This window comes from Sediminibacillus sp. JSM 1682029, assembly GCF_041366435.1.
GTDB lineage: Bacteria > Bacillota > Bacilli > Bacillales > Amphibacillaceae > Sediminibacillus > Sediminibacillus terrae.
In genome coordinates, this window is the sequence record NZ_JBEWYY010000006.1 from 23131 (window position 1) to 41550 (window position 18420).

Genomic DNA, 18420 nt, shown 5'->3' on the forward strand with positions numbered 1-18420 from the left:
TCACCAATAGAACAACAGTTTCCGCACTTTTTCTAGTAATAATGTTACGATAACGATTAACAAATACGAGTTGCGAGTGATTGCCGGATGAACTATGAACAACTAGCATACAATTTGAAATATTACCGCGAACAATCAGGCTGGACACAGAAACAGCTATCAGAAAAAATGAACGTTTCCCGCTCTGTCGTAACCAAGTGGGAGAATGGCACCGTCCTGCCCGATCTCAAATCCATTATAAAACTAAGCAGAATTTTTGATATATCCGTCGATTTGATTGTCGGAATCGACACACCACGCGAAGACGTATTAAAGGAGTTCAATCGGCTGTATAACTCTACTGGCGAAGCCATTGATGAGGAAACCTTGGAGATCTTCGACTATTTAATCAAACACCCACAATTCAAGCAGCAGGTGAAACAGATGATGGGCCTTCCTGTTAAAAGACAGAAGGCGATTCACCGTATGATCGCCAGTATGGTTGAAGAGTTCAGCCGGGTTTAACGGTGTCGGAAGTAAAGCCGGAAGGTTGTGTTTCCAGGCCAAGGGACGACATGGGCGAAAGCTGAAACTTAATATCCGGTTTGATTGGATGAGGGCTTTCTATTGCAGTTACATAAACCGGATGAACCACTTTTCCAAACAAAAAAAGCCCGGTTTCCCGGGATTATTTATGGTTATCCTGTTTCTTATCGAATTTTTCGAATACCTTATTGGCAACGTTATCTTTTTCTCTCTTCTCTGCCTCTTCCAATTCAAACAGAACCCGATCATTATCCGGCAGTTTAAAATACTCTTCTTTACGGGATTGTTCATCTTTCAATGCCATGCTCCCTGCCCCTCTCCTTTTATTTGCCACCGTGAAACATCTGCAGCGGTTAAAACTGCTGGTTTATTTCCGGATCAAAATAATTTTTCCGTTTGATCCAGACGAAACCGTCTCCCTTGGTGATTACAGCGACGTCAATCGGCGGTCCGACAGATTCTGTCGCTCTCGTCAGTCTCTTCTTGAAGGAAGTAAGATTGACCAGCGCTTCCGCCATTTCGGCCAGCTCCTCTTTCGGAAGCGACCTGACAATCCCAAGCAATGGCCTGACATATTGATCTTGCTGATATTCTTCCACTGAATCTTTGATTGATTCATATAGTTCATTACCCATTTTCTTCATGGTTCTAACCTGTTCTGTCGAAAACTTGATATTCAACTGCTTCTGAATATGTTCCGGATAATCTCCCAACACCCGATCGATGATCCCGAACATCGCATCTTCCATGTTCGGCTCGATCCCGCCCATAAAGGAATCGACCATTTCTCTCTGGGCGAACGCCGTGATGGAAGCAGTTCCAGCCTGCTTGTCATTGGTATAGCTGATTTTCCTTTCCCGGAGCTTTTTATATTTCAAATTGCCGAACACAAATCCTTCCAATCGATATTCGATTAAATGAGGAAATATCTCCTTATCTCCGTATCCTGCGATGACTAGCCCGGTGCTTCCCAGGCTGAAAAAATCCTTTTTGACCGCTTCGAAGGCAAGCCTGATCAGCCTTTCTTCCAACGAATCAGGGACTGTGTACATGATCAGTTCCTGCTTGATTTCCGAAATGACGTGATGAAATTTTTCCCTGAACGGCCCATAATCGATGTTGAGGAACTCTTCTTCCATTTCTCTATATGTTTTTGTTTGCTCGTTTACTTCGTTGGTGAGTAATTCGGTGACTTTTTCATCGGTGACATCTTCGCCCTCGTTTTTCCGGCTGTTTACCTCTTCTTCCACATCGCGTACTATCCGCTTCAGGAGATCTGAAAAGGTCCTATGTATGATGATCTCTTCAATCTCCTCCGCTTTGAACCGATCATCCCGGTTCAAGAAAGAAATAAAGTCCGCAAAATAATCACCGACTTCCTCAAAAGTCCGATCCTGTAATTCCGACCGGTAAGATTTGATGATGACCTCCCACGGTACTTCCATGAAAGAAGCTGCACCATACACCATAAATCCGATGGAATGATGTCTGGATAACGAAAAAAGTTTATTGGCCGAGTTGTACACTTTCTGGACACCGTCCCTGCCGCTCGTAACGGCACTGTCGGCAGCCATCGACATGCCCAGCTTGTTCATGATGGTCACTTCTGCAGTCATCTGTTTCACGCCTTTCCCGATAAACTATTCTATTCGTTGTATATCCAAAACATATAGACCCGAAACCACTCGGAAGGGAAATGCATAAGCATCGAATTTGAAACGAAACCTACAGGCAATGAAGGGGACGGATTACAACAATATTCTCCGACGTTGTACCTAATCGATTGTGCTTTTCTGCATCTAAAGATACAATTATCCCGAGAAAAGACGGTTTGCCTTACATTCAAACGGGGAAGTGTTATAATTGAAAACGGGACTGGAAAAATAATGTTCGGTCCTTAGCTAAAAGGAATGACAACAATGGATAAGAAATCAATCGAAGCAGAAATTGCCAGCTATACCGGAAAGCTATTCAGAGATAATTTCGGCAAAGGCCCATCATCCATTTTTGTTTCATTTGTCCGGCCATTCATCACCATCCATCTTCGTGATTTTCTGGCACCGATGGAAAAAGTGCTTGTCAAACAAAACAACAACTTGAAAGTGCAGGAAACTCGGGATTTATTGATGCAGGAACTGCTTCCTGATATCAAAGCGACCGTCCGGACAACGGCAAAAGTGGAAATCCGAAATATTTATTACGACTGGTCTTTGGAAAACAAGACCGGGATCATCATTGCCGAGATGGCAGATAGTGAAATGAAAAACGATAGTGACTATTTAAGTTATCCAAGCCGCGAACAAGTCCATGAGGAAATCGTCCGCTTCAGTGAAAAGGCGCAAAAGGCGCCGCGCAATTTACATTCACTGATGCTGAACCCAAGGACACTGGTCATCGTACGCGAAGGAATCCTGGTGCGCATTGAGCGCGAGCTGATAGCCGCAGGATTCGAGGAACAGTTGAAGCTGTCCAAACGCCGGCTGGAAAAAAGTTTACTGAATACTGATTTGCTGGAATCATTGCTTGAAGTCCAAATCGAGGACGTGTTTGCCGATTGGGACTTCTCCTTGGATAAAGGCTATATCATTATTATAATGAAACCAGAAAAATAACAGGTGGAAATGAGCTGGATGATGAAAGCCAGACATAAGCCGAAAAGGAATGTATACGTACATTCCTTTTCGGCTTTTTATTTTGTGAATTTTCCTGTCTGTATAGCAAAAACATTCCATTCGATGATCCATATGTTAAACAGGGGGAGTAGATAATATGTATAAAGTGACGGGGTTAGTGAAAGGCGGCATACGTGTAGAGTTTTATCAAGACAATAAGGAGCTGTTATTCGACACATACGATGAGGCGGCTGCCTTTATCGAAAAGACAAAACAAGAAAATGCACTGCCTGATAACTATCAGTTGTTAATCGAAGAAGTCGCCAGATAATTTCACCTGGTGGATGAAACTTTTCGCAGTCAGCCTTCGTATACTAAGTAAACAGCACAAACAAGGACGTGTTTACATGTATACGGAAGAATTACAGCAGAAGACGTCAGCGAACTTAGAAATTTTCGATCAACTGAAAGCAAAATTGAAATGGAAGGTTTCTGACCAGCGGGTCTTGATGATGGCCGCCTCCATGTATGTCATAAACGGGAAAACGTTTGATTACGGAAAGTTCGTCCGGCTTGCCGATTATATCAAACAGGAAGTGGGGATATTTTCATCCTTGAAATCCCAATCCAGATTTACCATTGCGGCGATGCTGGATGTCCGGTTTGCAAATCCCCGGGAAAAATTCCAGGAATTGCGCAGGATATATAAAAGGCTGATAGAGACAGGGTTCCGTCGCGGAATCTTTACCTACATTTCCGCCATGGTCCTGCTTTCCCATGCAAAGGAAAACGGCGATTTCAGCGATGACATTCTCAAAACGGATGCGATGTTTCAGAAGATGAAGGACGAGCACAGCTTCCTCACTTCCAGCAGTGATTACCCATTGGCAGCACTGCTGGCCCAAAACGACGGCACCGTTACGGAATTGACCGACCGGACGGAAGCGTATTATGAGCGGCTGAACAAACAAGGATTCCGCAAGGGAAACGACTTGCAGTTTCTCAGCCACATATTGACACTGGATGAGCATGTCGATGTGGATTTGCTTGTCGAGCGTACGTCCTATATTCATCAGGCTTTTGGCCAGGCAGGAATTAAACAAAAAACAAAGTTTTATCCGGAGATGGGCATGCTGGCGCTGCTGCCGGAAGAACTCGTCGAATTGGATGTCATCAGTCAAATTATCGAGGAGTTAAACAAACACAAGTCGTTCCGTTGGCAAAAGGATATCACGACCATTCTGGCCATCAATTTGTTCATGAGCGACAAGCTTGCAGATTCATCTCTGCTGGAAACAAGTCTTTACACCACCATGGAAACCGTGATCCAGGCACAACAGGCAGCCATGCTTGCAGCTGTTGCAGGAGCCTCGGCTGCTGCTGCCTCCAGCAGCAGTTGATGACTGGCTAGTGATGACAAAAGAAGCCTCCTATTTGGAGGCTTCTTTTTGTTATTTTTCAAATCGAATTCATGTAGTTTTATTGGTATTTCTTTAGAGAGACTTCTTTCTACCCGATTGTTTGACTGTATTTCGCATCGCTACGAATCCTCGGTCACGGCTTCAACTTCCTCTGAAAGAAAAGAAGCTTTCGCGGAACTTTCAGCTCATGCAGTTCCTGTTGAAGTCTCCGTATCTTGCCTCTCCTTACGTTTCCCTGGTCTTATTTCCGTGTGCCCAGACAAGAAGAGAACCTTATTCTTCTTTGGCTAATAGGTATTTAAACAGTGAGGACAATGAAAAATCTCAGCAATGCAGAACCTATATCCTCTACTCCATAGTTATATTCCTCAAAGCCTTCATTTTCCATTTACCATAAAAAATGGGGTTTTAATCATCTGTTAAAGCAATTGTAAAATTAATAACTAGTCAAATATACTAGTAATATCCCATAAATGGTAACTAGGAGGATAAGTATGTTTTTTAAGTCTAGATTAGCACTCTTCCTTATTTTGTTAATAGCGACATGTGGCTGTAGCCAAAACATCACTGCAAGTTACATAAAGGTAAATCAAAAACATGAAGATACCACACATCATTCATATTCTATAGAAGTCATTGATCCATTTGATAAAGAGGAGCAAGAGTTTACTATAAAAATCAAAAATGAGAACACGTGGAATCTAATAGAAGAAGGGGAAACTTACTTTGCTTCTTATAAACATGGGGACCTAAATAACGGAGCTTCGCTAAGTCAGATTAAACAAGTTTCCGATCCTAAACAGAACGTCAGCAAATAACAAAAGAAGCCTCCTATTTGGAGGCTTCTTTTGCCAGTTGCTGAAAGTATTCCTTTAAATAAACTTTCAAGTCTTTATCTTTTAAATCAGCAATCTCGGAAACGGAAAAGGATATAGTCTGTTCCTCTTTTTTATCATAGACATAAAAAGTCGGGTCTATGTTCCGGATACTGGCCGTTTCCATGCTGTTCATTTTGACCATCATATAGCGGCTTTCGGATGCCGTTTGATCTTCCATAACCTCATCCCCCCTTTGCCTCATTATAATATAGTCGTCCCAATACTGGAATAATCCATTCCTTTTTTATTTCGATAGTTTTCCTGATATTTGATCTTCTTTTATTGTTATTTTATCTTGTTTTGCAACTTTTGATTCTTTTTCGGTAAGAGTTGATTTTCTTTCAGAGGAAGCGGCGCCTCCGTCTTTTCCAAGCTTCCATGATAGAATGATAGCAAGGATAAAATTATGAGACGAAGATAAAAGAGGTGAAAGAATGAGTAAACGCAAACTGGTAATCGCACAAAACATTGAAAAAGAACTGCAAGGCCAAGTGAAAAATATTGTCCCGGATTGGGAAGTGATCGTCGGGAAGGATCAGGAAACGTGGCAGAAACATGTTCAATCGGCTGAAATCATTGCCGGCTGGAAAAAGGATATGAGCGCAGCTCTCAACGCTGCATCCAGCCTCCGCTGGGTGCAAAGCTGGAGTGCGGGAGTGGACAGCCACCCGCTCGAAGCTTTTGCTGAACGGAGCATTGCTTTGACAAGTGCAAACGGTGTGCATGCTTATCCGATTTCCGAGACGATTTTTGCAATGATGCTCAGTCTGACCCGCAAAATTCATGCTTATGTACGGAATCAGCAATCGAAAACATGGGCCCATGAACACTTGAAACTGGAACTTCACAGAAAAACAGCCGGCATTATCGGGATGGGTGCAATCGGGAAAGAAACTGCCAAGATTGCCAAGGCATTCGGTATGAAGGTGATCGGCGTGCGGCATTCACAAAAGCCGGAGGAGTTTGTCGATGAAATGGTTACTACTGAGCGGCTGAACGAGGTTCTCCCGTCGTGTGACTATGTCATCGTCACTGTGCCGCTCACCAGCGAGACACATCATCTATTTGGAGAAAAACAGTTCCATACGATGAAATCTTCCAGTTTCTTTATCAATATCGGACGCGGGGAAGTCGTCGACGAATCTGCCTTGGTTGAAGCATTGCAAACGGAAAAAATCGCCGGCGCAGGACTGGACGTATTTGAAAAAGAACCGCTGCCGGAAGATAGTCCGCTCTGGGAGCTGGACAATGTCATCCTGACACCGCATTCGGCAGGTTCTACCGAACATTATGACAAACGCCTGATCGAAGACATTTTCATCCCCAATCTAAAACAGTATCTCAAAGGGGAAGCACCTTCCATCAACCTTGTCGATTTTGACAAAGGATATTGACGGGAGAGGAATGGATGACATACTTTCTGAAACTAAACGGGGTCAGCATGCTTTATGCATTAATGGCCCTGATTCCACTCGAACTGACTGTAAATATTTATCGAATATACCGATTGACCGGTTGGAAAGCGACAGTCGTCAACGGAACACTTCTCGCCGTCATGCTGATAGTGTTCGTTGTTGGGTCGGTCGGAATATACGTATTAAGTAAAAAGTGGATAAAAGGCCGAAACGCTGGTTTTTGGACAGCCGTACTTTGGATTCCGTACTTTCTCCTTTTCACTTACGGGTTTTCCAGGTTGTTTCCTATCACGAACCCTGGAGATGAACCGACCCCTGTATTGGGGTTGATTATTTTGCCTGGATTATTCGCTTATCCGTTTTACATTTTGATTTTAACCTATATAGCCAACACACAGGTTAAAGAAAATGCTCACGCAAAACCGAAAATCCCCACCATATAAAAATGGCGTGCCAAACCACATCGGTTTGCACGCCATTTCATTTACGCTTTCCGGAACGCCCTTCTTTCAGCATAAGGGACACATTTATGACAAACAAGCACTTTTGCGCCGCCATCATTTCTATATTCAGTCGGCTTTACTGCTTTCTGGCCGCACATTGCACATTTTTTCTTTTTGAAAAGGTTGAACATAAAAACAATCCTCTCTATCGTTTTTACGTTGTCTATTTTACTAGCTAAAACGGCAAAGCTGCAATCGAACTGCCTTTCAACCCAGTCCTTCGAGCCACTCCTGAAGCACAACCGCCTGGTTATGCTCCGTATCCTTTGCCCCGTAAACGAGGGTCACCGATTCACTTTCCTCGATGATTTCCTTCAGTTTCCCGATATGCTCTCTTTTTGTCTCATCCATTGTGATTTCCTGGATATATTTTTGTTTGAAATCCGGGAATTTCTCCGGGTCATGCTGAAACCATTTTCGCAGTTCGGCAGACGGCGCAAGCTCTTTCAACCAGTGATCCACCGCCGCTTTTTGTTTCGAAAGACCACGCGGCCAAATCCGATCCACCAATACACGCACACCGTCATCGTTTTCCGGTTGCTCATACACCCGCTTTCTATTAACCTGCACCATTACCACTCCTTCATCTGTAAAGCTATGTTTACTTTCCATCTGCCACATTAGTACGATACTTTTTGACTACATGTCGAAGCAATCCAATCGTTACCGCCAGCCATGCTATCAAGGCGACATATACCATGATTTCCGGGATGAAGAACAAAAATTCCAGATGGAGTACAGTCGCTAAATAAAATGTACTGATTGTGTACATCGCAAGCGGAAACACCATCCCCCACTGCTGCGGTTCATAGCTTAGCGGATAACGATGGTACAAGTGCCGCCAGATAAACAAAATCACCAGCAGCGGAGTCCACCATGTTCCGAAAACCCAGAAGAATAAAGTGAATCCCGTCAGAAACGGCCGGATGGTTTCAATCAATTGCCAGCCACCGCCATGCAGCAAAAGAGTACAACCAGCCATCGTGCTGATTGCCACTGCCCCCATATTAATCCAATATGGCGGGGTAAGTTCCGCATGCTCCATCTTCAGAAAAATAAATCGGTAAAAAATCAGCGTAATCAAGATGAGATATAGCATGCAACCGGCCAAATGAAGGCTCAAAGTAAGAAACAGCATCACTTGTTTGCCGGTACCCATCGTTTCAGCCAACAAGCTGCCTAAAATGGATAAAGACTGGGCTGCCACGACTGCTAACAGCCAGGCGCCATTTATCCCTGCTGCCAGCGTGGGGGTGGCTTGTCGCACCGTGACGATGGTAAAAAAGCTATACATGATGACCAACCATAATATAAAACCGAATCCCCACAAACAGGCTGCCAAAAAAGGAGTTTCCGTAATGATTATCCATTGACTGCCAAGCATGCATGTACCGGCAATCAATGTAAAAAAGCCCGGACCTTTCGCATGGTTGGCGAAATCAGCGGCAAAGAGCGAAAAGAATCCAATCAGCCGAATAAACGTCAACAGCCAGAGCAACGCATAAACGATTACATTCGAAACCAATAAAGCAACGGCGAACCACTCCATGCCAAGGACTTCTGCAGCGATCGACAAGGCCCCGGTCGCCATGACCATGGCGAAATAACCCGGGAACAATCCAGCTGCTGTTTGTTTGATAAACTTCTTCACACTGTTCACCTACTATTCTGTTCCTGCTATGCCGTCCTGTAGTTCACAATAAGACACTTCCCTTATTGTAAATCGTACGGTGCCGCTCCGCAAAGGGAAGCGATTGTCTTCCTCCCTCCGGTTTACCGTTTAAGTCCCCGGGGAATCAATGAAATAACGAAAATCTCTCAGGATGGAGGAAACCCAGTGTCCGCAGGCAGTATCATCATCGGAATTGCTTACTTGATTGTCCAATTGTTTTCCAACAAAATCATCGCTTCCTCCCGACTGGGCCCTGCGAGATGGCTGTCTTTTTCCGGCGGGATCGCTGTCTCTTATGTATTCGTCTATGTCTTGCCCTCCCTTCATAAACAGCAGGAGGATTACGGTGACAAAGCCGGCGGATTGACGATGGAAACAGAACTATACTTCATCGGGCTTATCGGCGTGATTGTCTTTTATGCCATTCACAAGGCGGCGGACAAAGCGGAGAGGGAGCATCCAAATGGAGAAGGCCGCTTCTTTTGGATTCAAATCGCTTTTTTCTGCGTCTATAACATGTTGATCGCTTTTATTGTATTCGGGACGGATATGGAAGGAGTGGAAGCAGCTTTCTACGGGGTGGCAGTAGGATTTCACTACATGGCCGTCTCGCATGACCTGTGGCGTGAAGATGCCGGCCGCTATGAGAAATTCGGACGTTACATTTTGGCTTTTGGTATTTTCGCTGGTTGGGTGGCTGGGATCGCCATTCCCTTTCCGCCTTTCGTTCTGGCTCTCGTTTATGCCTTCATTTCCGGGGCGATGATTTTGAATGTGTTGAAAAAAGAACTCCCTTCCGAAGAAAACGCCCATTTGCCGGCCTTTTTAATCGGGGCATTGAGCCATACAGCGATCACCTTGACGTTAAAGTATATCTTTGACTGGTAAATGGCAAGAGGGTGCCGAGTATGATGGCGACCTGGCAGGCGCAGCGAAACCGGAACACTCCCAAAAGTGAATGAAAAGGAGCTAGAGAGGACTTCATACCGGGAAGTCCCTTTTCTCATTTAAAAACCGGCTCACAGCATGACTGCAAATCACACCCGCCTGTCTTGTCTTCTATCCTGCATGGTCACTGGCAGCAACGCCATATTATTGCCTGTGAAGTTACCTTCCTTTCAATTTAAAGTCACCTGAATTCGTCCTGACCTTCAATACGTGGATAGGATTCTCTCCGATGAAACCGTGGATATTGTGTTCGGATTTTTCTTCAAACAAAACATCTTCCATTGAAACACGCCCATCGCCCGAGCTGCTTTGAAAATCAACTTCAAATCGGTCTTGAGGTAAACCATATTCGGCCGACACATCACCGCTGGTAGTCTTGATATCCACTTCTTCCACTTCACTTGAATGAGAAAGTACAACATCACCGGAGGTTGCTTCGTACTTGAACCGCGATCCTTCAACCTGCTTATTAGTGATGGTACCGCTGGTTGTTTTGATGGAAGCAGATTCGATTGTATTTTTCTCTGCTTGTATATCTCCGCTTGTCGCCTCCATCATCAGGCTGTCTGTTATCTTGTTCCCGGTCAGATCCACATCGCCTGAAGTAGAGGTGATTTGCGCACTGGATGTTTCTACATGATCAAGGACAATATCGCCTGAAGTTGTTTCGAGCGAAACTTTGTCATACAATCCTTCCGGAACGCTTACCGTCACATGCAATTTTTTTGCCGTGTCCCACGGAAAAAAACCTAATCGGTTCTCTTTCTCTTTTTGGGTGATCATGAGTGTATCATCCGTTTGCTCCATTTGGTATAGTTGCTCATCCTGGTCTTTTTCCAAGACGTCGCCTTCCACCGTTGCCTCTATTTGATTGGATGACTGGCTCTTCACCGTCACATTCATCGAAGTTGCCGCAACTTGAATGCGCGTTATTTCACCTGCCTGAAAGCTCTCCTCCGCTATGACGGATGCACGGGAAATACCCGTTGTAAGGTAAATAGTTATCATCCCTGCGATTCCGACAATCAGTATTGTCAACAAGGACACAATCCATTTTTTCACTTGTAACCTTCTCCCTTCATTAATAAAAAGTTGAACTTCATATACTTGATCAGCAAACGATACAGCCATTTTCCTACTTTCCACAAACCGATACTACAAAGCACTCCGAAACTGCCCAGCGTAATGGATACAAAGAAATCGAATAACAGATTGGAGGAGTGCAGAAACACAACCTTGAAAAGGAAAACCAACGGGGAAAGCGACAAAGCTGCAGCCGCTCCATACAAACCGATATACAAGGCCAAAATACCGAGGGCAGGGCCAAGCACAATGAGGAGGTTGATCAGGCTGACACTGATGATAGACATGACCGCCCTTCCAATATTCGGGATGGAACGTTCCTGTTCTGCTATTTTCAGACTCGCTTCTGCAGACAACTCTCTTGCAATTGCAGTCGGGTTTCCCAGCCCCTCCATGATTTCCCGTTCATCTCTTCCTTCCAATAATGCAGCATCTATGTGCTCTTCGAAGTCGAACAATATCTCTTCTTTTTCCTTATTGGAGAGACCTTTAAGCCGTTTGTCGATTTCTTTCAAAAACATGTCTTTTGTCACGCTTCTCCCCTCCCGATATCCTGGACCAATCCATTGACAGAGACCGTAAATTGATTCCATTCTTCTATGAGTGTTTCCATCCTTTCTTCTCCCTTCTCGGAAAGTTTATAGTACTTTCTGGCCGGACCCTCCCTTGAAGGCGACATATAGGTGTCCAAATATTGTTCCTTCGTCAGCCTTCTCAATAATGGATAAAGGGTCCCTTCAGCAATGGAAATGTACTTTGCCACATTTTGTGCCAGTTCATAACCATACTGTTCTTTCTTGCAGATTAAAACGAGAACGCATAGTTCCAATGCTCCTTTTTTGAACTGAACATTCACTGGGCTCTCCTCCTGTGCTTGTTGTCTTATATTCTTGGTTGGTCATCTATGATCTACTATAGAATATCATTCAGTAGTGAACATTGCAAGGTAGTAAAATAAAAATATTTACGTACATACTAAAATTCGAATTCTTTCTTAAAACGTGACCTTTATGACCTTTCGATTACTTTTATTATCTATCCACGCATTCGGCAATTTTTTAAAATGACAATAAGAACACCCAACCGGAAGGAATGAGCATGTTGAGCGATAATAAACAGTCCTATATCGATACGGAATGGCTGGAACTGATCCAGGAAGCAGCGGAACTGGGAATGACTTCGCAGGAAATTCGCGATTTCCTGCAGCAATACTTGAAGCAGTATAACGGCAGGAATTCAGCAAACCGTCCGGGCAAATCGATTTTGGAAAATGCCAGAAGCTAGTTTTCAAGATTTTTTAGTAAGGCCAAAACCTCTCTGCGACTGCGGACATTCAACTTTTTATACAGCCCGCTAAGGTAATTTTTGACCGTTCCAACAGATAAATAGAGTTGTTCGGCAATTTCTTTATTCTTTTTACCTTCCAAAAGCAATCCCAGTATATCATCCTCTGTCCTGGTCAGTGCATCCAGCACGCCAGCCGGTAAAGGTGGACGTGAATCTGCTGGTCGCCTTGCTTCCAGCTGACCTGCCAGCATGGAATGAAACGAAGAAGGTAAAAGCAATTGGCCGGCATGACAATCCCTGATGCCGCGGATTATCTGTTCTGTGTCCGCGTCTTTCAAGAGGTATCCGGATGCACCGATTTTTACCGATTCTGCAATATATTCATCCTCGGAAAACGTCGTCAGCATCAGGACTTGAATTCCGGGAAAATCCGATTTTATGATTCTTGTCGCTGTCAGGCCGCCCATGTTCGGCATCCGAAGGTCCATTAGCACGACATCAGGCCGATGCTTTTCAGCCAACTTGACCGCTTCCGTTCCATTTGCCGCACAAGCTGCCACCTTGATATCCGGTTCCAATTCCAGCAAGACTGCCAGCCCTTCGCAAAAGACAGGCTGATCATCAGCAATCAATACTTTTATAGGATTCATAAACTCGCTCCTGCTTGCAATTTTTCTGTTTCATTTGCATCAACCGGAAAGGAAAAGGTGATGACTGTCCCTTTTGCCGGTTCAGATTCGATTTGAAACTCGCCCTCCAGCTGCCGGACGCGCTCTTCCATTCCCATCAGCCCAAAGCCAGGCGTTGTCCGTTTCACCGAAAAGCCGCTTCCATTATCTGCGAGATGAAAAACGACCCTTTCAGCGTGCAGTTTCAAGTTGAACCGGAATTGTGTACTTCTTCCGTGACGCAATCCATTGGCCAACCCTTCTTGCAGGGCACGGTGAACCACTAACGTCTGGTCTGGATTAAGCTTGCCATCGAGCTTTTCTATATCGTAAACAATGATCACTCCCGTCCTGTCTTTCGTATTTTCAATCAGATCGATGAGCTTCTCTGTGACATTTTCCGGAGTGTATGGATCGCTCAGCATTCGGACCGATTTCCGGACATCGTCCAATCCTGCTTGCAGCTGCTGTTTTATATCGCCCAGAAGCTTCCCCGCTTTCTGTTGGTCTTGTTTCCACACTCTTCTGCTGGCTTCTATGCCCATGATTGCGGTCGTAAACGAATGACCGATTGTATCATGTATTTCCCTGGATATTTTTGTGCGCTCTTTCAGAAGCGTTGTCTCTTCCAGTTGAATGGACGCCTGTTTCATGCGGTTGTGTGCTTTGGAGAGCTGTCGCTTTTGTATAGCTATGTATTTAGCCAAATAACTGATCCCGTAAAAGCAAATAAAATCCAAGCTTTTCGGGATGACAATCCCCCATATATCCTCAGCAGGCAAATCAAATACGACAAACCTGCCAACGACAAAAGATAGATAGGCTATTGCAGCATAAGCGAAACTATCATACTTCCTCCGATAAAAAGCAGCTTCCCCCACAAGGAACAACAAAAAAATTTGCGATATAAAGGACTGGTCGATCACTGTCATGGCGGATGCCAATGAGAGCTGACTCCATAGAATGGCCCCTCCTGCCTTGGTCCGTAAATCTATATAAACAAAAAAATTCCGGAAGATGAAAGAAAAGATTAACAGGACAGCGAGTGAATACAGCAATACAGGGTGTGCCTGGGGATCCATGGCAAACAGCGGGGTAATGAAACAAAGAAGTAGTACTATACCCAAGTCGATCTTCCATTCCAGCTTACGGCCCATCTCTTTCCCTCCCTTTATAAATAAATGCCTCTATTTATTTTAACAAAAAATTCAGATAAAAACCGGATGAAACGTAAAAATTTTACAATTGCTTTATTTTATAAAAATGGTCACCCCTACAGCTATATGGTAAGCTTGAGTTATCAAAGACGGAACAATCGATTGGACTGCATTGTCCGGATAGGAGGATGGGATGAGAGAAAACTTGCGGTTTGCCTGGATTGCTTCCTGGTTTGCGCTTGTCGGTCAGTTCGTGTTTTTCATTTGTGTGGCTCTCCTCACGGGAGAATGGCACTATGTGATGTGGAGTTTTTTGGTTAGTATGATGGCTGGCGTGCCCAGTATGATTTCGACCTGGCAGGCACAGAAAAAACGAAATACACTCACGAAAGAATGAGCATTTTTTTGGAGGAACTTCTTGTGGAGGAAGTCTTTTTTCTCTAATAGTTTGGAAGACAACCGCCGCATTGCATTTGACTTGGAATCCAGTGTAGGGGATCCCTCTCAATCTCCCGGTTCAACCCTTTCTTCATTGTACCAAATTCCATACTTGGCTGTACCATCAAAAAAAGCCGCCTCTCTAACTTACTAAAAGAGAAGCGGCTCTGCATCATGCATCAGCGCATCTGATTGATCTGTCGGGTAAGCTCGAGGAACTTTGCATCAAGCTTTGCATACTCCTTGTCACTTGGCGTCATAAAACTGAGTTTCCCCAGTATTTCCTGTCGTTCTGTTTCCAGTTTCAGCCGCAATTCTTCCTGCTCATCCGCTTTGGAGGATACTATATTGCCTTGCTTTTTAATTCGATGATCGGCTATGACGAGTTTGTCATTTGTCGTCTTTTCCAGGAAGTAACGGTCATGTGATACGACTACCAGCGTCCCGTTATAGTGGGCTAACGTTTCTTCCAGCTGCTCGCGCGAAGGTAAATCCAAATGATTGGTCGGTTCATCCAGAAGGAGCACATCTTTTTCCTCCAAAATGTAATCCATCAGCTTGCACTTCACCCGCTCGCCCATGCTCATCTCGGAAATCTGCTCTGTCCACTGGGAAGCAGAGAAGCCTAAATGCTTCATCAAATTCCGGACCTTGCCTCTCTCCTTAAACGTGTTTCGGTAAAATAACTGCTCCGGTGTTTCGTCAAGCGGCAAATCGAATACTTCCTGGGTCAAGTAGCCGATATCTGCTGCGGGTGAAATCCATACCTCGCCTTCCGCCGTTTCTCTGCCCATGATGATGTTCAACAAAGTCGTTTTTCCGCTGCCGTTCGGTCCGGTGATGGCAAGCTTTTCTCCATGCTGGATAATAAAGCGGGCATTTTGGAACAGCGTTTTGCCGGGGAATGATTTCGACAAACCCTTCACTTCCAGGAAGCGCTTGCCGACCTTGGTGTTGGCCTTCATGGAAAAATCGACCGTGTATTCGGGTTCGACAGCGTCCACCTTGTTTTTCTCCAGCTCTTTTTCCAGCCGTTTTTGCTTGGACTTTACCTGGGTATCCATTCGCTTCGCCTTCAACCGGTAATATTCCTTGTATCCTTCCTTTTTCGTCGATTCCGCATGCGCCTTCTTCGACCAGGAAGTGAGTTCGCTCATCTGCCCCTCGATCCGTTCCACCATTTTTTGTTGCTTTTCATACTCGCGCTGCTGGGTGAGCCTGCGTTGCTTGCGTACCTCCATATAACTGGAATAATTCCCTGAATGCTCGATAAGCACATTTCCTTCCAATGACCAGATTTTCGTGGCGGCCTCGTCTAAAAAATAACGATCGTGCGATACGAGAATGATGGTGCCGCGGTAGCTTTTCATCTGCTCTAATAAAAGTTCTGTACTTTTTTGATCCAGATGGTTGGTCGGTTCATCCAGCAACAACAGCTGCACGTTTTTCGAAAAACCTGCCGCAAGCCGCGCCTTCAGTTTTTCCCCGCCACTGTAATGATCATACTCGTGATCCGGCACCTGCCACTTTTTTCGCAGTTTCCCTTCATCCGCGGTCATATTTTGCCCCATATGTTTTTCTGTTTCCTGCTCGACCATTTCGATGGTGATATGCTGCTGAAGTCGCTGTAAATGGCCGCTTGTCGGCGCAATATCTCCATTGATCAGCTTCAGCAGCGTCGATTTCCCGGCACCGTTTTTGCCGATGATTCCGATGACTTCTCCCTGCAGCACACTGGCATTCACCTTTTCAAACAACTTTATGTTTTTCACTTCATAGCTCAGGCTGTTCAACTTCAGTATTTCGGTCATTCTATCAATCCCTTTCCGTAAAGGGAGGACTTCCACACGGCCAGCATCCTTGTAAAGCGGCCAAATAAAAAATCCTCCCAAGCAAGTTGGAAGGATTAGCCATACCGGTGCCATATCAAATAAACTGTATGTTATACCAGCTATTTACTGTTATAAAATAATGGGCAGACTAATCCTATTTCGTGTGATTTGAAATATGCTATTTCAAACAGTTGAGAATAAGATTAGTTCTTCATTGTCCACCCATCATTCCTTTCGTCTGTAGTACGTTCAGTATAGCATAGCAGAAGGAGCGTGGCAAAACGGTTATTGATTTTTGAAAATGCTGGCTGATTTTTTTGAAATAGTGGTTGTTATTTTTTTCGGTCGTTATTCTTTATATAGAGTGTGCTGGAGAATCAGGTTTCACCTACACGATATATTACCGGAAAAATATTTGTCAATGATCATCATCTATAGCAATATAGTTAGTGCAAGCATAAACCATACCAATTGGTTGGAAAGGATAATGAAAAGTGGATACTATTTTAATCTTTGGTCATAAAAATCCTGATACAGATGCAATATGTTCTGCCATTGCCTATTCAGATTTAAAAAACAGTCTCGGATACAAAACAGAGGCGGTACGTCTCGGCAGCATTTCAAAGGAAACACAATTTGCCCTTGATACATTTTCGGTTCCGGCCCCTGATTTAGCAGCAGAACCATTGAGAAAAAATCACGCCGTAATTCTAGTGGATCACAACGAACCTTCACAAAGTATAGACAATCTGGAAGAAGTGAATATCGTTGAAGTGGTCGACCACCATCGCATTTCCAACTTCTCTTCCGATCAACCTGTCTATTTTCGCACCGAGCCTGTAGGATGCACCGCGACCATCCTCTATAAAATCTATAAAGAACATGAGTTAGAGCCGGATGCAGCCATTGCCGGGCTGATGCTCTCAGCAATCATTTCGGATACATTGTTGTTTAAATCCCCGACCACGACCGAGGCAGACCGTAAAGCTGCGTTGGCACTCAGCAAATTGGCGGATGTGGAAATGGAAACATTCGGCATGGAGCTATTAAAAGCCGGAGCCGGGACAGAAAATCTCGATCCGACAGACATCATTTCAATTGACGCTAAGCTATTCAAAATGGGAAGTGCAAACGTAGAAATCGCTCAAATAAATGTGGTGGATACAAGCAATGTCCAATCCCGCAGTGAAGAGATAAAAAATGCTATTTCGGAGAAAATTGAAAACAATGATCTGGATTTGTTCGTATTATTGATTACTGATATTTTGACCAGCGAATCGCTTGTACTGGCTTTAGGAGCAGAACAACACAAATTTGAACAAGCTTTCTCGACTACCTTAAAAGACAATACAACTTTTCTTAGCGGGATTGTTTCTCGTAAAAAACAGGTTGTTCCTCCACTTACTAACGCATTTGCGGATTGAATAAACCATGAAAGCGGAACTTTGTGGCAAATGGAAACAGATAAAATGTCAATTTTCCGCTAGAACTACTAAATATAAAAATAAAAGGCGTCCATTAAGATCGTATGGATGCCTTTTTATATTAGAATGATATACTCATTCAGACTTCATAACAGATAAGGAACAACAAAAATGATATCGAATTCAGGCTGCAGTTTTAACGACTTTCAGAGTGTCATGTAGGAAGAAAGGATTCCACATTTACGCACCTTTAGAAAAAACGTCAACATTTCGTCCCCAAAAGGATAAATCCCATCTTTAACTAAAAACGCACACATAGCAAAACCCCTTGATAGACAAGGGGTTGAGTGATGGAGCATAGCGGGCTCGAACCGCTGACCTCTACACTGCCAGTGTAGCGCTCTCCCAGCTGAGCTAATGCCCCGTATTCGATTAGTAGTGCTGTTTGACTCAGACAAGAAGTATTATATATCATTACCGAGCTATTTTGCAAGTGGTTAAGCAAAAATTGTTTGGCTGTCTATGTCCGTTGTTTCCCAGCTTGTGATATTTCTCAC

The 18420-nt window shown here is 44.2% G+C and carries 22 protein-coding genes and 1 tRNA gene; 11 read left to right on the plus strand and 12 right to left on the minus strand.

The genetic code is table 11. From position 1 onward, the window contains the following. Nucleotides 1–87 precede the first annotated feature (87 nt). A complete protein-coding gene (locus ABVF09_RS11255; protein ID WP_026569361.1) occupies nucleotides 88–504 on the plus strand; it encodes a helix-turn-helix domain-containing protein in 417 nt (138 codons plus the stop codon). A 163-nt stretch (nucleotides 505–667) separates the two neighbouring features. Here ABVF09_RS11255 and ABVF09_RS11260 read toward each other — a convergent pair whose 3' ends face one another. Together ABVF09_RS11260 and ABVF09_RS11265 are read right to left on the minus strand one after the other, a co-directional pair. After that, nucleotides 668–829, minus strand: coding sequence for a hypothetical protein (locus ABVF09_RS11260; RefSeq protein ID WP_153464551.1), 162 nt, complete (start codon nucleotides 827–829; stop codon nucleotides 668–670). 49 nt (nucleotides 830–878) lie between these two features. Next, on the minus strand, nucleotides 879–2141 hold the full coding sequence (locus ABVF09_RS11265; protein WP_371069213.1) for a hypothetical protein: 1263 nt from the start codon (nucleotides 2139–2141) through the stop codon (nucleotides 879–881). Nucleotides 2142–2444: 303 nt separating this feature from the next. On the opposite strand from ABVF09_RS11265, the gene ABVF09_RS11270 reads away from it, so the two are divergent. The 4 genes from ABVF09_RS11270 to ABVF09_RS11285 all read left to right on the plus strand — a co-directional run bounded on the left by ABVF09_RS11270 (nucleotide 2445) and on the right by ABVF09_RS11285 (nucleotide 5376). After that, nucleotides 2445–3137, plus strand: a complete 693-nt coding sequence (locus ABVF09_RS11270; protein WP_026569360.1) for a Na-translocating system protein MpsC family protein — start codon at nucleotides 2445–2447, stop codon at nucleotides 3135–3137. A gap of 157 nt (nucleotides 3138–3294) precedes the next feature. After that, a complete protein-coding gene (locus ABVF09_RS11275; protein ID WP_153464545.1) occupies nucleotides 3295–3468 on the plus strand; it encodes a hypothetical protein in 174 nt (57 codons plus the stop codon). A gap of 76 nt (nucleotides 3469–3544) precedes the next feature. After that, on the plus strand, nucleotides 3545–4537 hold the full coding sequence (locus ABVF09_RS11280; RefSeq protein WP_153464543.1) for a DUF4003 family protein: 993 nt from the start codon (nucleotides 3545–3547) through the stop codon (nucleotides 4535–4537). 515 nt (nucleotides 4538–5052) lie between these two features. Next, entirely contained in the window at nucleotides 5053–5376 is a 324-nt protein-coding gene (locus tag ABVF09_RS11285; RefSeq protein WP_371069214.1) for a hypothetical protein, read from the plus strand. 13 nt (nucleotides 5377–5389) lie between these two features. Here ABVF09_RS11285 and ABVF09_RS11290 read toward each other — a convergent pair whose 3' ends face one another. After that, on the minus strand, nucleotides 5390–5614 hold the full coding sequence (locus ABVF09_RS11290) for a hypothetical protein (protein ID WP_026569358.1): 225 nt from the start codon (nucleotides 5612–5614) through the stop codon (nucleotides 5390–5392). Nucleotides 5615–5870: 256 nt separating this feature from the next. On the opposite strand from ABVF09_RS11290, the gene ABVF09_RS11295 reads away from it, so the two are divergent. Both ABVF09_RS11295 and ABVF09_RS11300 read left to right on the plus strand, forming a co-directional pair. Next, nucleotides 5871–6830, plus strand: coding sequence for a D-2-hydroxyacid dehydrogenase (locus ABVF09_RS11295; protein ID WP_371069215.1), 960 nt, complete (start codon nucleotides 5871–5873; stop codon nucleotides 6828–6830). Between the two features lie 14 nt (nucleotides 6831–6844). After that, nucleotides 6845–7294 carry a hypothetical protein gene (locus ABVF09_RS11300; RefSeq protein WP_371069216.1) on the plus strand — a complete coding sequence of 150 codons (450 nt, stop codon included), beginning with the start codon at nucleotides 6845–6847 and terminating at the stop codon, nucleotides 7292–7294. Nucleotides 7295–7561: 267 nt separating this feature from the next. Here the strand turns inward: ABVF09_RS11300 and ABVF09_RS11305 are convergent, their stop codons facing one another. Next, on the minus strand, nucleotides 7562–7924 hold the full coding sequence (locus ABVF09_RS11305; RefSeq protein WP_026569355.1) for a DUF488 domain-containing protein: 363 nt from the start codon (nucleotides 7922–7924) through the stop codon (nucleotides 7562–7564). A gap of 31 nt (nucleotides 7925–7955) precedes the next feature. Then, a complete protein-coding gene (locus tag ABVF09_RS11310) occupies nucleotides 7956–9005 on the minus strand; it encodes a tellurite resistance/C4-dicarboxylate transporter family protein (protein ID WP_237648687.1) in 1050 nt (349 codons plus the stop codon). A 186-nt stretch (nucleotides 9006–9191) separates the two neighbouring features. Between ABVF09_RS11310 and ABVF09_RS11315 the strand changes: the two genes are divergently transcribed. Beyond that, complete coding sequence (locus tag ABVF09_RS11315; RefSeq protein WP_026569353.1) at nucleotides 9192–9914, plus strand: hypothetical protein; 723 nt, start codon at nucleotides 9192–9194, stop codon at nucleotides 9912–9914. A 219-nt stretch (nucleotides 9915–10133) separates the two neighbouring features. Here the strand turns inward: ABVF09_RS11315 and ABVF09_RS11320 are convergent, their stop codons facing one another. From ABVF09_RS11320 to ABVF09_RS11330, 3 genes are read right to left on the minus strand one after another with little or no spacing between them, the layout of a single operon-like run. Continuing rightward, nucleotides 10134–11036: a DUF4097 family beta strand repeat-containing protein gene (locus ABVF09_RS11320; RefSeq protein WP_371069217.1), complete on the minus strand. Its 903-nt coding sequence runs from the start codon at nucleotides 11034–11036 to the stop codon at nucleotides 10134–10136. Next, nucleotides 11033–11590 carry an HAAS signaling domain-containing protein gene (locus ABVF09_RS11325; RefSeq protein WP_371069218.1) on the minus strand — a complete coding sequence of 186 codons (558 nt, stop codon included), beginning with the start codon at nucleotides 11588–11590 and terminating at the stop codon, nucleotides 11033–11035. Before ABVF09_RS11325 ends, ABVF09_RS11320 begins: the two co-directional genes overlap by 4 nt. Continuing rightward, nucleotides 11587–11913 (minus strand): PadR family transcriptional regulator, encoded by a 327-nt coding sequence (locus ABVF09_RS11330; RefSeq protein WP_026569350.1) that lies wholly within the window; start codon nucleotides 11911–11913, stop codon nucleotides 11587–11589. Before ABVF09_RS11330 ends, ABVF09_RS11325 begins: the two co-directional genes overlap by 4 nt. 242 nt (nucleotides 11914–12155) lie before the next feature. Here ABVF09_RS11330 and ABVF09_RS11335 point away from each other — a divergent pair, with 242 nt between their 5' ends. Beyond that, nucleotides 12156–12341 carry an anti-repressor SinI family protein gene (locus ABVF09_RS11335; RefSeq protein WP_371069219.1) on the plus strand — a complete coding sequence of 62 codons (186 nt, stop codon included), beginning with the start codon at nucleotides 12156–12158 and terminating at the stop codon, nucleotides 12339–12341. Here the strand turns inward: ABVF09_RS11335 and ABVF09_RS11340 are convergent. Further along, nucleotides 12338–12994: a response regulator transcription factor gene (locus ABVF09_RS11340; RefSeq protein ID WP_371069220.1), complete on the minus strand. Its 657-nt coding sequence runs from the start codon at nucleotides 12992–12994 to the stop codon at nucleotides 12338–12340. The genes ABVF09_RS11335 and ABVF09_RS11340 overlap by 4 nt on opposite strands. Then, a complete protein-coding gene (locus ABVF09_RS11345) occupies nucleotides 12991–14169 on the minus strand; it encodes a sensor histidine kinase (RefSeq protein ID WP_371069221.1) in 1179 nt (392 codons plus the stop codon). Before ABVF09_RS11345 ends, ABVF09_RS11340 begins: the two co-directional genes overlap by 4 nt. A 193-nt stretch (nucleotides 14170–14362) precedes the next feature. Here ABVF09_RS11345 and ABVF09_RS11350 point away from each other — a divergent pair, with 193 nt between their 5' ends. Beyond that, nucleotides 14363–14566: a hypothetical protein gene (locus ABVF09_RS11350; RefSeq protein WP_153464527.1), complete on the plus strand. Its 204-nt coding sequence runs from the start codon at nucleotides 14363–14365 to the stop codon at nucleotides 14564–14566. A 220-nt stretch (nucleotides 14567–14786) separates the two neighbouring features. Here the strand turns inward: ABVF09_RS11350 and abc-f are convergent, their stop codons facing one another. Continuing rightward, nucleotides 14787–16418 (minus strand): ribosomal protection-like ABC-F family protein, encoded by a 1632-nt coding sequence (gene abc-f / locus ABVF09_RS11355; protein ID WP_371069222.1) that lies wholly within the window; start codon nucleotides 16416–16418, stop codon nucleotides 14787–14789. A 515-nt stretch (nucleotides 16419–16933) separates the two neighbouring features. Between abc-f and ABVF09_RS11360 the strand changes: the two genes are divergently transcribed. Further along, nucleotides 16934–17863 (plus strand): manganese-dependent inorganic pyrophosphatase, encoded by a 930-nt coding sequence (locus ABVF09_RS11360; RefSeq protein WP_026770749.1) that lies wholly within the window; start codon nucleotides 16934–16936, stop codon nucleotides 17861–17863. Between the two features lie 351 nt (nucleotides 17864–18214). Here ABVF09_RS11360 and ABVF09_RS11365 read toward each other — a convergent pair. Beyond that, nucleotides 18215–18287: transfer RNA gene (locus ABVF09_RS11365), tRNA-Ala, on the minus strand. Nucleotides 18288–18420: the final 133 nt, after the last annotated feature.

Excerpts from the sequence above, each read along its gene's own strand:
- ABVF09_RS11255 (WP_026569361.1), top strand. The coding sequence starts at position 88 with ATGAACTATGAACAACTAGCATACAATTTGAAATATTACCGCGAACAA.
- ABVF09_RS11260 (WP_153464551.1), bottom strand. The coding sequence starts at position 829 with ATGGCATTGAAAGATGAACAATCCCGTAAAGAAGAGTATTTTAAACTG.
- ABVF09_RS11265 (WP_371069213.1), bottom strand. The coding sequence starts at position 2,141 with ATGACTGCAGAAGTGACCATCATGAACAAGCTGGGCATGTCGATGGCT.
- ABVF09_RS11270 (WP_026569360.1), top strand. The coding sequence starts at position 2,445 with ATGGATAAGAAATCAATCGAAGCAGAAATTGCCAGCTATACCGGAAAG.
- ABVF09_RS11275 (WP_153464545.1), top strand. The coding sequence starts at position 3,295 with ATGTATAAAGTGACGGGGTTAGTGAAAGGCGGCATACGTGTAGAGTTT.
- ABVF09_RS11280 (WP_153464543.1), top strand. The coding sequence starts at position 3,545 with ATGTATACGGAAGAATTACAGCAGAAGACGTCAGCGAACTTAGAAATT.
- ABVF09_RS11285 (WP_371069214.1), top strand. The coding sequence starts at position 5,053 with ATGTTTTTTAAGTCTAGATTAGCACTCTTCCTTATTTTGTTAATAGCG.
- ABVF09_RS11290 (WP_026569358.1), bottom strand. The coding sequence starts at position 5,614 with ATGGAAGATCAAACGGCATCCGAAAGCCGCTATATGATGGTCAAAATG.
- ABVF09_RS11295 (WP_371069215.1), top strand. The coding sequence starts at position 5,871 with ATGAGTAAACGCAAACTGGTAATCGCACAAAACATTGAAAAAGAACTG.
- ABVF09_RS11300 (WP_371069216.1), top strand. The coding sequence starts at position 6,845 with ATGACATACTTTCTGAAACTAAACGGGGTCAGCATGCTTTATGCATTA.
- ABVF09_RS11335 (WP_371069219.1), top strand. The coding sequence starts at position 12,156 with ATGTTGAGCGATAATAAACAGTCCTATATCGATACGGAATGGCTGGAA.
- ABVF09_RS11340 (WP_371069220.1), bottom strand. The coding sequence starts at position 12,994 with ATGAATCCTATAAAAGTATTGATTGCTGATGATCAGCCTGTCTTTTGC.
- ABVF09_RS11345 (WP_371069221.1), bottom strand. The coding sequence starts at position 14,169 with ATGGGCCGTAAGCTGGAATGGAAGATCGACTTGGGTATAGTACTACTT.
- ABVF09_RS11350 (WP_153464527.1), top strand. The coding sequence starts at position 14,363 with ATGAGAGAAAACTTGCGGTTTGCCTGGATTGCTTCCTGGTTTGCGCTT.
- abc-f (WP_371069222.1), bottom strand. The coding sequence starts at position 16,418 with ATGACCGAAATACTGAAGTTGAACAGCCTGAGCTATGAAGTGAAAAAC.